Here is a 12,434-nt window from a genome sequence, read left to right as displayed (position 1 = left end):
ACCTTTTCCCACCATTCCCTACGGTCGTCGAACGGTGGCAGCGTACCGGAGCCAGAGAGCGCTCTCTGTATGAAGTCCGTCACGGGGGCGAAAAGCTTACGCAGCCTTAACAACCAGCGGCCGTCGCATGGTGGGCATTCGGCCAGCCGGGGGCGCTCAGCACCTCGCGGGCGCCCGGGGCCCGCCGACTCTAAGGATTTCCCGGCACGGCCCGTGAGACCAAGGAGGGGTGCAGCCAACCCCACCGGGCCTTGCCTCCAGGAGTGCGATGAGTACCACGCAGCGGCCCGTCCTCTTTGTCAGCCTTCCCGAAAGCGGCCTGGTCAACCCGCTTCTCGTCCTCGCGGCCGAGCTCTCACGGCGGCGCGTGCCCGACCTCTGGTTCGCGACGGACGAGCCCCGGCGCGCCGATGTGGAACGCCTGGGGGAGGGCTCGGCGGTCGAGTTCGCCTCGCTGGGCGAGGTGTTCCCGGAGCTCTCGGCGGTCAGCTGGCCGGACGAGGTATACCGCGAGGTGACCCAGTCCTCCCGCTTCAAGGCGCACCGAGCCGTGATCCGGCAGTCCTATCGCCCCGAACTCCAGGCGGAGAAGTTCCGGCGCCTGAATTCCCTCGTCGAGAAAATCAACCCGGCCCTCATGGTGATCGACTGCGTCGCCTCCTTCGGAGTCGACGTGGCACTCGCCCGGAACATTCCGTTCGCCCTCAGCGTGCCGTTCCTGCCGAGCAACGTGCTCACTTCCCTCAATCCCTTCGGACCGTCCGGGACACCGCGGGACTTCCCGGTCCCGCATTCGGGCCTGCCCTATCCGATGAATTTCTCCCAGCGGGTCCGGAACGAGCTCTTCAAGTACCGCACCCTGGGGATGTTCTTCCACCCGGCGATGGGCAGGGTCCTGTCCGAGGACGCGCGCCTGCGCAAGGAGCTGGGCCTGCCCAAGCCCAATCCGATGACCAGGGTCGACCGGGCCGAGGTGGTCCTGTGCAACTCGGTCGCCGAACTGGACTACCCCTTCACCGTGCCGGACCGGATGAAGCTGGTCGGGGCCATGGTTCCGCCGCTGCCGGAGGCGCCGCACGGCGAGGACGACGGCGGCCTCGGCGACTGGCTCGACGCCCGGGACTCGGTGGTCTACATGGGCTTCGGGACCATCACCCGGCTGACGCGGGAGGAGGTCGCCTCCCTGGTCGAGGTGGCCCGCCGGATGCAGGACCGGCACCACTTCCTGTGGCGGCTGCCCCAGGAGCAGCAGCACCTGCTGCCGGCCGCCGGGACCCTGCCCGGCAACCTGCGGATCGAGAGCTGGCTCCCCTCCCAGCTCGACGTGCTCGCCCACCCGAACGTGCGGCTGTTCTTCACCCACGGCGGCGGCAACGGGTTCAACGAGGGCATGTACTTCGGCAAGCCGATGGTGGTCCGCCCCCTCTGGGTGGACTGCTACGACCAGGCGGTACGCGGCCAGGACTTCGGCCTGAGCCTGACCCTGGACCGCCCGCGGGACGTCGACCCCGACGACGTCGTCGACAAACTCACCCGGGTCCTGGACGACCCGCGGTTCCGCGAGCGCGCGGAGCGGATCGCGGGTCTCCACCGTGCGGCCGGCGGGCGGCGCGCCGCGGCCGACCTCCTCCTCGGGCTGCCCGCCCTCTCCTGACCGGCCCCGCAGGGCACCCTCTCCCCCGCCCCACTCCGAACGAGGATGACATGTCCCTCAAATACCCTGTTTCCCGGCCCAGTCTGAAGGGCCGGGAACTCGCCTACGTCACCGAGACGATCACCGACGGCTGGATTTCCTCCCAAGGGCCGTACGTCCGGCGCTTCGAGCAGGCATTCGCCGAGTACACCGGAATCGCGCACGGCGTCGCCTGTTCCTCCGGTACCACCGCACTCACCGTGGCGCTCCGCGCGCTGGGCATCGGCCCGGGCGACGAAGTGATCGTCCCGGAATTCACCATGGTGGCCTCCGCCTGGGCCGTCAGCTACACCGGCGCGACACCGGTGTTCGTCGACTGCGCCGACGACCTCAACATCGATCCGGGCAAGATCGAGGAAAAGATCACCTCCCGGACCAAGGCCATCATGCCCGTCCACGTCTACGGCCGCCGCTGCGCCATGGACGCGATCATGAATATCGCGTACGACTACAACCTGCGCGTGGTGGAGGACTCCTCCGAAGCGCACGGCATCCCCGTCGTGGGCGACATCGCCTGCTACTCCCTCTTCGCCAACAAGATCATCACAGCGGGTGAGGGCGGCATCTGCCTCACCGACGACCCGCGGCTGGCCGAGCAGATGGCCCACCTGCGCGCGATGGCCTTCACCAAGGACCACAGCTTCCTGCACAAGAAACTTGCCTACAACTTCCGGATGACCGCCATGCAGGGGGCCATGGCGCTCGCCCAGGTGGAGCAGCTCGACGACTTCCTCGCCCTGCGCCGCGAGATCGAACGCCGCTACGACCAGGGCCTCAAGGACATCCCCGGCATCACCCTGATGCCGCAGCGCGACGTGCTCTGGATGTACGACGTACGGGCCGAGCGCCGGGACGAGCTGCGCACCTTCCTGCGCGCCGAGGGCATCGAGACCCGCGTCTTCTTCAAGCCGATGAGCCGCCAGCCCGGCTACCACGACCCCGTCTGGCCGTACCTCAACGCCAGCCGCTTCAGCGAGGACGGGCTCTACCTGCCCACGTACACCGAACTGACCGCCGCAGACCAGGACTACGTGACCGGGAAGATCCGCGCCTTCTACGGCGTGGCCTGAGCCCGCACCGACCGACGGAGGACGAAGACCATGGCCGGCACCGCCGAACCGAAAGTTGTCCCCTTCCCGCTACGGGTCCCCGGCGAGCCCTTCCCGCCGCCCCGCTACGAGGAGTACCGCCGCAGCGAGGGACTGGTGCTGACCCATCTGCCGAACGGCAACCGGGTCTGGCTGGTGACCCGGCACGCGGAGGTGCGTGCCGTCCTCACCAGCAAGAAGATCAGCGCGAACCCCGACCGCGAGGGCTTCCCGCACATCAGCGACACCATGGGCGTCCCCCGGCAGGAGCAGATCCCGGGGTGGTTCGTCGGCCTCGACTCGCCCGAGCACGACCGGTTCCGCAAGGCCCTGATCCCGGAGTTCACCGTGCGCCGCGTACGCGAGATGCGCCCGGCGATCGAACGCACCGTGGACGGGCTGATCGACAGCATGCTGGCCGCCGGGAACACCGCCGACCTGGTGGCCGACTTCGCGCTGCCCGTGCCCTCTCTGGTGATCTCCTCGCTCCTCGGCGTACCTCCGGTGGACCGCGACTTCTTCGAGTCCCGCACCCGCACCCTGGTCGCCATCCGCACGTCCACCGAGCGGCAGCGCGACACGGCCGCCAAGGAGCTGCTGCGCTACATCAACCGGCTCGTCGGCATCAAGGCGACGTGGCCGGGCGACGACCTGATCAGCCGGCTGCTGGCCACGGGCTCGATCAGCACCCAGGAGATGACCGGGGTGCTGATGCTGCTGCTCATCGCGGGGCACGAGACCACGGCGAACAACATCGCGCTCGGCGTGGTGACCCTGCTCCTCAACCCGCAGTGGATCGGGGACCAGCGGGCGGTCGAGGAGACGCTGCGCTTCCACTCGGTCGCCGACCTGGTGGCCCTGCGCGTCGCCGTCGAGGACGTGGAGATCGGCGGCCGGCTGATCCGCGCCGGCGAGGGCGTCATCCCGCTGGCCGCGGCCGCCAACCACGACGAGGAGGCGTTCGCCTGCCCGCACCTCTTCGATCCGGCCCGCACCGAGCGCCACCACGTGGCCTTCGGCTACGGCGTGCACCAGTGCCTGGGGCAGAACCTCGTACGGGCCGAGATGGAGATCGTCTACCGGCGGCTGTTCGAGCGGATCCCGACCCTCGCCCTCGCGGTGCCGGCGGAGGAACTCCCGCTCAAGTACGACGGCGTGCTGTGCGGGCTGCACGAACTGCCCGTCCGCTGGTAACCCCCGGGGGTGTCCGGCGCCCCTTCCCCGCCGCCGGCTCCCGCTCCCTCCGCCCTTCCGCCCTCGCCGCCTTTCCGTCCTTCCCTCCTTCCGTCCCTCCCGAAAGAGAAGCCATGCGCATCACCGTGGACACCGATCGCTGCGTCGGCGCCGGACAGTGCGTGCTGTCCGCGCCCGGCGTGTTCGATCAGGACGCCGACGGGGTGGTCCTCGTCCTCGACCCCAGCCCGGCACCCGCGGACCACGAGGCCGTGTGGCAGGCGGGCGACCTGTGCCCCGCCCACACCATCACCGTCTACGGGGACTGATCCCGCGACCCGGCCCGCACCCGCCCCACCCCGTCCCCTCCTCGTTCCCCGGAAAGGAACCGCACCTTGAACAGCACGGACCACTCGTCGGCCCTGTGGCTGCGCCGCTTCCACCCCGCCCCCGAAAGCCCCGTCCGGCTGGTCTGCTTCCCGCACGCCGGCGGATCCGCCAGCTTCTTCCACCCGGTGTCAAGGCGGTTCTCCCCCGCGGCCGACATCGTCTCGCTGCAGTACCCGGGCCGTCAGGACCGCCGCAAGGAGCCCTGCGTCCAGGACATCGAGACCCTGGCCGACCTGATCGTCGACGAGCTGCTGGCCCTCGACGAGAAGCCCACCGTGTTCTTCGGGCACAGCATGGGTGCCGTGCTCGCCTTCGAGACCGCCTGGCGGCTGGAGCAGAAGGGCACCCACGAGCCGAAGTCCGTGATCGCCTCCGGCCGCCGCGGCCCGTCCACGGTGCGCACCGAAACCGTGCACCGCCGCGACGACGACGGCATCATCGCCGAACTCCGACTGCTGAACGGCACCAACCCGGACCTCCTCGGCGACGAGGAGATCCTTCGCATGGCCCTCCCGGCCATCCGCGGGGACTACGAGGCCATCGAGAAGTACGGCTGCCCGCCCGGCCGCACGCTCCGCTGCCCGATCACCGTGCTCACCGGCGACGCCGACCCGCGCACCTCGGAGGCCGAAGCCCGGGCCTGGCAGGAGCACACCGAAGGCGTCTTCCGGATGAAGGTGTACCCCGGCGGCCACTTCTTCCTCACCGAGCACATCCAGGCCGTGGGCGACGAGATGGCGCGCGAACTCGGGATCCTGTGATGCGGACTCTCCTCGTCGACAACTACGACTCCTTCACCTACAACCTCTTCCACTACCTGGCCGAGGTGAACGGCGAGGAGCCCGAGGTGATCCGCAACGACGACCCGGCCTGGCGGGACGGACTCCTCGACGGGTTCGACAGCGTGGTGCTGTCGCCCGGCCCCGGCACGCCGCACCGCCCGGCCGACTTCGGCCTGTGCGCGCGGATCGCCGAGGAGGGCCGGCTCCCCGTTCTCGGCGTCTGCCTCGGCCACCAGGGCATGGCCCTCGCCCACGGCGCCGAGGTCGGCCCGGCCCCGGCCCCGCGCCACGGGCGGACCTCCCTGGTCCGGCACGGCGGCCACGGACTCTTCGAGGGCATCCCCGACCCCCTGGAGGTGGTGCGCTACCACTCGCTGGCGGTCGCCTCGCTGCCGCCCGCGCTGGAGGCGATCGCCCACAGCGCCGACGACGGCGTGGTCATGGCGCTGCGCCACCGCACCCTGCCGCTGTGGGGCGTGCAGTTCCACCCCGAGTCGATCGGCACGGGCAGCGGGCACCAGCTGCTGGCCAACTTCCGCGACCTGGCGTACGCGCACGGCCGGCGCAGACGGCACCCGGCCCGCGCAACGGCGCCGGCGGCGGCCCCGGCGGCCGCCCCGGCCCCGGCTCCTCAAGAAGCACCGGTCCGGCGGCTGCGGGTGCTGGCCGAGCAGCTCTCCACCCGCTGGGAGGCCGAACCGGTCTTCGACCGGCTCTTCCGCACCGGCGCGTACCCCTTCTGGCTGGACAGCAGCCGCGCCGACGCCCGGCTCGGGCAGATCTCGGTCATGGGCAACGCCTCCGGGCCGCTGGCCCGCACCGCCACCGCGGACGTGTCCGGCGCCACCGTGACCGTCACCGGGAACGGCCGGGACCAGACCGTCCACAGCCCGTTCCTCGACTGGCTGGAACGCGACCTCGCCGCGCTGCGGACCGAAGTCCCCGAGCTCCCCTTCGAGTTCGCGCTGGGCTGGGTGGGCTGCCTGGGCTACGAGCTGAAGGCCGAGTGCGGCGGGGAGGCGGCCCACCGCTCCCCCGACCCGGACGCCGTGATGGTCTTCGCGGACCGGGCCGTCGTCCTGGACCACCGGACGGACACCACGTACCTGCTGGCACTCGCCGAGGACGGTGACGAGGCCGCCGCCCGGGCCTGGCTGCGCAACACGGCGGCCGAGCTGGAAGGGCTCGCGGGCCAGGCGCCCGAACCCTGCCCCGCCCCGGCCGGGCTCACCGGGCCGGACCTGCGCGCACGCCACGACCGCGAGGCCTACCTCAAGCTCATCGACGTCTGCCACGAGGAGATACGCGCCGGCGAGACGTACGAGGTGTGCCTGACGAACATGATCGAGGCGGAGACCTCCCTCGACCCCTGGCAGGCCTACCGCCACCTGCGCCGGGCGAGTCCGGCCCCGTTCGCCGCGTTCCTCGGCTTCGGCTCCCTCTCGGTGCTGAGCACCTCGCCCGAGCGCTTCCTGCGTATCGACCGGCAGGGCACGATGGAGTCCAAGCCCATCAAGGGCACCCGGCCGAGGCACGCCGACCCGGTCGAGGACGCCCGGCTCGCCGCCGATCTCGCGGGCAGCGAGAAGGACCGTGCCGAGAACCTGATGATCGTCGACCTGGTCCGGCACGACCTCGGCCGGTGCGCCGAGGTGGGCACGGTCGTCGCCGACCCGGTCTTCCAGGTCGAGTCCTACGCCACCGTGCACCAGCTCGTCAGCACCGTACGGGCGCAGCTGCGCACCGGAACCAGCGCGGTGGCGGGCGTCCGCGCGGCCTTCCCCGGCGGCTCCATGACCGGGGCGCCGAAGATCCGCACGATGGAGATCATCGACCGGCTCGAAGGCGGCCCGCGCGGCATCTACTCGGGTGCCATCGGCTACTTCTCGCTGACCGGCGCAGCCGATCTCAGCATCGTCATCCGCACGGTGGTGCTCAGCGGCGGCACCCTGCGCTACGGGGTCGGCGGCGCGGTCATCGCCCTGTCGGACCCCACGGCCGAGTACGAGGAGACACGGGTCAAGTCGGCGCCTCTGCGGGCGCTGCTCCACGTCTAGGGCTTTTCCCGGTGGCGCGGGCCCAGCATGGAGCGGCAACACGCCCAGCGGCCGGCCTTCTCGGGAGTAACTGGTGTCCGTCCATGTCGATGACTACGCGGTCGAACCGGCCGCCGGGCCGCACGCAGCGCTGCGCGGCCTGACCCTGCCGGCCGTCTTCCGGGCCGCCGCGCAGGCGGATCCGGAGGCGGTGGCCCTGAGCGACGGGGACCGGCACCGGACCTGGCGGCAGTGGGAGGCGGATGTCGACGCGCTCGCCCGCGGCCTCCAGGAGCTGGGCGTCGGGGTCGGCGACGTGGTCGCGATCCAGCTGCCCAACTGCTGGGAGTACGAGACCCTGCACCTCGCCGTCGCGGCGATCGGCGCTGTCATGATGCCCGTCCACCAGGGCCATGGCAGCGCCGACGTGCTGGCGCTGGTGGAACGGGTGGCGCCGGTGGCACTGGTGCTGCCCGCGGACTCCGCGCACGCGGCGGACGCACCGGCCCTGTCCGCACTGCGGGCGGCCGTGCCCTCGCTGCGGTCGGTCCTGGTGGCGGGATCCGGCTCCGCCACGGGGGGCCTCGTGGGCATCGACGGGCTGCTGGAGCGGTGGGCCGGTGCTGCCCCGCACCCGGCCGGGGTGCGGCCGGAGATGCCCTTCGTGCTGCTGCCCTCCTCCGGTACGACCTCCGCCCGGCCGAAGATCTGCCTGCACAGCCACGACGGGCTGATGTCGAACACGGCGGCCGTGACGGAGGAGGCGGCCGGCTCGTTCGACGGCCCGGTGCTCACCGCCTGTCCCCTCACCCACCTGTTCGGCCTCCAGTCCCTGCACTCGGCCCTGTTCGCCCGCTGCCGCCAGGTACTGCTGCGCGGCTGGGACCCGGACCGGTTCCTGGAACTGGCCCGCGCGGCGCGGCCCGCCGTGGTGTTCGCCGTGCCCGCCCAGCTCCACGACGTGGCCGCCCGGCTCGCGGACACCGGGGCGCGGGCCGGATTCCGGCCGCGCGAGGTGCGGACGGCCGGAGCGGCCATCCCCGCGGCACTGGTGGCGCAGGTGCGCGAGGTGCTCGGCAGTCCGCTCGTCGTCGTGTGGGGCATGTCCGAGCTCGGCACCGGCACCTGCACGACCGCCGCCGACCCCGCCGACGTGGCCGCCCGCAGCGTGGGCCGGCCGACGTCCGGCGCGAGCGTGCGCGTCCTGCGCGAGGACGGCGCCGAGTGCGCGCCCGGCGAGCCGGGCGAGCTGTACTACCGCAGCCCCGGCATGTTCCGCGGCTACCACGGCGATCCCGCGCTGACCGCGGCGGCGGTCACCGAGGACGGCTGGCTGCGCACCGGGGACCGGGCGAGCGTGGACGGCGACGGCCGGGTCCGCTTCCTGGGCCGCTCGGCCGAGCTGATCAACGTGGGCGGCCGGAAGTTCGACGCGACGGAGATCCAGGGGCTGCTGGCGGACATGCCGGGCCTCGGGCCTGCGGCGGTGGTCGCCCGCCCCGACCGGCGGCTCGGCGAGTACCCGTGCCTGGTGGTCACCGGGCGGGCCGAGCGGCAGGTCACGCTGGCCCGGGTGACCGAGTTCCTGCTGGGGCGCGGGGTCGCCGACTACAAGCTGCCGCTGGAACTGGTGGTGGTCGGGGAGCTGCCCCGCACCCCGGCCGGCAAGCTGCACCGGCGGGCCCTGGAGAGCCTGCTGGCCGAGCAGGGGCCGGCCACCGGGTCCGGCGGCGGCTCCGTGCCCGCGTCGTACGCGGCTGCCCTCGAACTGGTCCGCGCCTGCGTCACCGAGGCACTCGCGCCGGCCGCCGAAGCCGCCCCCATCGGGGCGCGCACCACGTTCCGCGGCCACGGCCTGGACTCCGTCCGCAGCATCCGGCTGCGCAACCTGCTGGCCGAGGCGACTGGTCTCCCGCTGCCCGCGTCCCTCGCCTTCGACTTCCCCACACCCGACGCCGTGGCCCGCCATCTGCGGGGCGAGACGGCCGAGGACGCCGTGCCCTCCCTCCGCGTGTCCCCTTCCGGCGCGGCGGACGACGATCCCGTGGCCGTCGTGGGCATGGCCTGCCGGCTGCCCGGCGGCGTATGCGGCCCCGAGGACCTGTGGGCCCTGGTGACGGAGGGCCGGGACGCGATCGGGGGCTTCCCCGAGGACCGCGGCTGGGACCTGGAGCACCTCTTCGACGACGACCCCGAGCACCCCGGCACCTCGTACGCCCGCGAGGGCGGATTCCTGTCCGGGGCGGGCGCGTTCGACGCGGGGTTCTTCGGCTTCTCCGACCGGGAGGCACTGGCCGCCGACCCGCAGCAGCGGCTGCTGCTGGAGACCGCCTGGGAGGCGCTGGAGCGGGCCGGGATCGACCCGGCCTCGCTGCACGGCTCGCAGACCGGGGTGTTCGCGGGCGCCATGTACCACGACTACGCGCCCTCGGCCTCCGGCGACGGCCGGCCGGAACTGGAAGGGCTGCTCGCCCTCGGCACCGCCGGCAGCGCCCTGGCGGGCCGGATCGCGTACACCTTCGGGCTCCAGGGCCCCGCGCTGACCGTGGACACGGCCTGCTCGTCCTCGCTGGTCGCGCTCCATCTGGCGTGCCGCTCGCTGCGGTCCGGCGAATCCTCCCTGGCCCTGGCGGGCGGCGTCGCCGTGATGGCCACACCGGCCTCGTTCACGGAGTTCTCCCGGCTGCGCGGGCTGGCCCCCGACGGCCGCTGCAAGTCCTTCGCGGACACCGCCGACGGCGCGGCCTGGTCGGAGGGGGTCGGCCTGCTGGTGCTGGAGCGCCTCTCCGAAGCCCGGCGCAACGGCCATCCGGTCCTCGCCCTGGTGCGCGGCTCCGCCGTGAACCAGGACGGCGCCTCCAACGGGATCACCGCCCCGCACGGGCCCGCGCAGCGGCGGGTGATCCGGCAGGCACTGGCCGACGCCGGACTGTCCGCCGCCGACGTGGACGCGGTGGAGGCACACGGCACCGGGACCGCGCTCGGCGACCCGATCGAGGCGCAGGCGCTGCTCGGCACGTACGGTGCCGCGCGCGAGCCGGACCGCCCCCTGTGGCTCGGCTCGGTGAAGTCGAACATCGGGCACGCGCAGGCGGCCGCGGGCGTGGCGGGCGTGATCAAGTCCGTACTGGCGCTGCGGGGCGGCGTACTGCCCAAGACCCTGCACGCGGACACTCCGACGTCCCGGGTGGACTGGTCGGCGGGGACCGTGCGGCTGCTCACCGAGGCCCGGCCCTGGCCCCGGGAGGCCGGGCGGGCCCGCCGGGCGGGGGTGTCCTCGTTCGGGATCAGCGGGACCAACGCCCACGTGATCCTGGAGGAGGCTCCGGACGAGGCGGCGCGGGAGGCCGTCGCCGAACAACCGTCGGAAGGCAGCGCTCCGGTGGCCTGGGTGCTGTCCGCGCGCAGTGCGCCCGCCCTGCGCGACCAGGCCCGCCGGCTGGCGGAGCACGTGGACGCCCGGCCCGGGCTGTCGGTGCGGGACGTGGCCTGTTCGCTGGCCCTCAGCCGTACCGTGCACCCCGGGCACCAGGCGTTCGCCGTGGGCGCGGATCGGCGTGAGCTCCTCGCGTCGGTACGGGCCTTGGCAGAGCTGGACGCTCCGGCCGGCGGGCCGGGCGACGGCGAGCTGGCGTACGTCTTCGCCGGGCAGGGCAGCCAGCGGCCCGGCATGGGGCGCGAACTGGCCCGCACGTACCCGGTGTTCGCGGCCGCGCTGCGGGAGGCGTGCGACGCACTCGATCCGCTGCTGGACCGGCCGCTGGCCGAGGTGATGTGGGCGGCCGACGGCCCGGACGCCGCGCTGCTGGAGCGTACGGAGTACACGCAGCCGGCGCTCTTCGCCCACGGGGTCGCCCTGTACCGGTTGTTCGAGTCGTGGGGGGTGGTGCCCGCGCGGCTGGTGGGGCATTCGGTGGGCGAGATCACCGCCGCGCACGTCGCGGGGGTGCTCTCCCTCCCGGACGCGGCCCGGCTCGTCGCGGCCCGGGGACGGCTGATGCAAGGCCTGCCGGAGGGCGGCGCCATGCTCGCCGTACGGCTCCCGGAGGCCGAGCTGGGTCCGTGGCTGGAGGGCCTGCGGGGTGGTCCGGTCGCGGTGGCCGCCGTCAACGGGCCGCTTTCGGTGGTGCTCTCCGGTGCCTCCGGGCCCCTGGAGGAACTCGCGGGGAAGCTGGCTGCGGCGGGTGTGCGGACCAAGCGGCTCGCCGTCAGCCACGCCTTCCACTCCCCGCTGATGGATCCGATGCTGGACGGGTTCCGCGAGGTCGTCACCGGGCTCGCCTTCGCCGCCCCGGCCGTACCGGTCACGTCCTGCCTGACCGGGGCCCCGCTCACGGCAGCCGAGGCGTGCGATCCCGGCTTCTGGGTGCGGCATGTCCGGGAGCCGGTCCGGTTCCGCGACGCGGTCGCCGGCATGCGGGCCGACGGGACCGGGGTGTTCCTGGAGCTGGGCCCCGAGCCGGCGCTGGCACCGATGCTGGAGGAGTGCCTGGCCGCGGGCCCCGCTCAAGGGTCCGCCGTCCCGGCCGGCGGCGCCGCCGAGGAGCGCGCGGTGCTCGGGGCTCTGGCCCGGCTGCACCTGCTGGGGGTGCCGGTGGCCTGGCGGTCGGTGCTGCCCGGTGCGGCGGTCGTCCCGCTGCCCACGTACCCGTTCCAGCACCGCACGTACTGGGCCGCGGCCGGGGCTCCCGTGGAGGTCGCCGCCCCGGCACTCCCGGTGCTTGCGGGCCGGCTCGCCGGGCTGGCCGGGGCCGAACAGCAGGCGCTGCTGCTGCGGCTGGTCCTGGACGAGACGGGGGCCGTGCTCGGCGGCCGCACCCTGACCGCCGCCGACGCCGGGGCGTCGTTCTCCGACATGGGCCTCACCTCGGTCAGCGCGGTCGAGCTGCGCAACCGGCTGCGGGCGGCCACCGGGACGCGTCTTCCGGCCACGCTGGTGTTCGACCATCCGACCCCGGCGGCCGTGGTCGACCTGGTACGGCAGGACCTGGCGGGGCGCCTCGCCGGTACGGCCGGCCCTACCGTGTCCGGCCTCGTGGCCGAGCTGGCCGCGCTGCTCTCCGCGGGCTCGGAGCTCGACCCGGACGACGCGGCCCGCCTGGGAGCCCTCGTACGCGACCGCGGGCCGGCACGGACCGCCGGCCACTCGGCCGGCGTCCCCTTCGACGTCGACACCGCGTCCGACGAGGACCTCTTCCGGCGCCTGGACGGCGTCGGCCACTGACGGACCGCCTCGGTCCCCCTCCACAGCCGACCGGCGCACCCGCCGGTC

Annotated in this window: 7 protein-coding genes; all 7 read left to right on the top strand. The window is 73.4% G+C overall.

Annotated elements, in window-relative coordinates:
• The first annotated feature begins 268 nt into the window (after nucleotides 1-268).
• The 7 genes from C0216_RS12740 to C0216_RS12710 all read left to right on the top strand — a co-directional run bounded on the left by C0216_RS12740 (nucleotide 269) and on the right by C0216_RS12710 (nucleotide 12,386).
• Nucleotides 269-1,654, top strand: a complete 1,386-nt coding sequence (locus tag C0216_RS12740; RefSeq protein WP_114055388.1) for a glycosyltransferase — start codon at nucleotides 269-271, stop codon at nucleotides 1,652-1,654.
• 50 nt (nucleotides 1,655-1,704) lie between these two features.
• Entirely contained in the window at nucleotides 1,705-2,763 is a 1,059-nt protein-coding gene (locus tag C0216_RS12735) for a DegT/DnrJ/EryC1/StrS family aminotransferase (protein WP_114055387.1), read from the top strand.
• 30 nt (nucleotides 2,764-2,793) lie between these two features.
• On the top strand, nucleotides 2,794-3,975 hold the full coding sequence (locus C0216_RS12730) for a cytochrome P450 (RefSeq protein ID WP_114055386.1): 1,182 nt from the start codon (nucleotides 2,794-2,796) through the stop codon (nucleotides 3,973-3,975).
• 113 nt (nucleotides 3,976-4,088) lie between these two features.
• A complete protein-coding gene (locus tag C0216_RS12725) occupies nucleotides 4,089-4,283 on the top strand; it encodes a ferredoxin (protein WP_114055385.1) in 195 nt (64 codons plus the stop codon).
• 66 nt (nucleotides 4,284-4,349) lie between these two features.
• On the top strand, nucleotides 4,350-5,105 hold the full coding sequence (locus tag C0216_RS12720) for a thioesterase II family protein (protein ID WP_114055384.1): 756 nt from the start codon (nucleotides 4,350-4,352) through the stop codon (nucleotides 5,103-5,105).
• Nucleotides 5,105-7,183, top strand: a complete 2,079-nt coding sequence (gene pabB, locus C0216_RS12715; RefSeq protein WP_114055383.1) for an aminodeoxychorismate synthase component I — start codon at nucleotides 5,105-5,107, stop codon at nucleotides 7,181-7,183. The genes C0216_RS12720 and pabB overlap by 1 nt, the downstream gene beginning before the upstream one ends.
• Before the next feature lie 70 nt (nucleotides 7,184-7,253).
• Nucleotides 7,254-12,386 carry a type I polyketide synthase gene (locus C0216_RS12710; RefSeq protein ID WP_114055382.1) on the top strand — a complete coding sequence of 1,711 codons (5,133 nt, stop codon included), beginning with the start codon at nucleotides 7,254-7,256 and terminating at the stop codon, nucleotides 12,384-12,386.
• Nucleotides 12,387-12,434 lie beyond the last annotated feature (48 nt).

Origin of the sequence: Streptomyces globosus, from assembly GCF_003325375.1 — a bacterium.
In the GTDB taxonomy this organism is placed as follows: domain Bacteria; phylum Actinomycetota; class Actinomycetes; order Streptomycetales; family Streptomycetaceae; genus Streptomyces; species Streptomyces globosus_A.
Note: the sequence above shows the minus strand (reverse complement) of the source record. Positions and strands in the feature narration are given on the sequence as shown.

Bases quoted from the DNA above. Each gene is read 5' to 3' on its own strand.
- C0216_RS12740 (WP_114055388.1), top strand. From the start codon at position 269: ATGAGTACCACGCAGCGGCCCGTCCTCTTTGTCAGCCTTCCCGAAAGC.
- C0216_RS12735 (WP_114055387.1), top strand. From the start codon at position 1,705: ATGTCCCTCAAATACCCTGTTTCCCGGCCCAGTCTGAAGGGCCGGGAA.
- C0216_RS12730 (WP_114055386.1), top strand. From the start codon at position 2,794: ATGGCCGGCACCGCCGAACCGAAAGTTGTCCCCTTCCCGCTACGGGTC.
- C0216_RS12725 (WP_114055385.1), top strand. From the start codon at position 4,089: ATGCGCATCACCGTGGACACCGATCGCTGCGTCGGCGCCGGACAGTGC.
- pabB (WP_114055383.1), top strand. From the start codon at position 5,105: ATGCGGACTCTCCTCGTCGACAACTACGACTCCTTCACCTACAACCTC.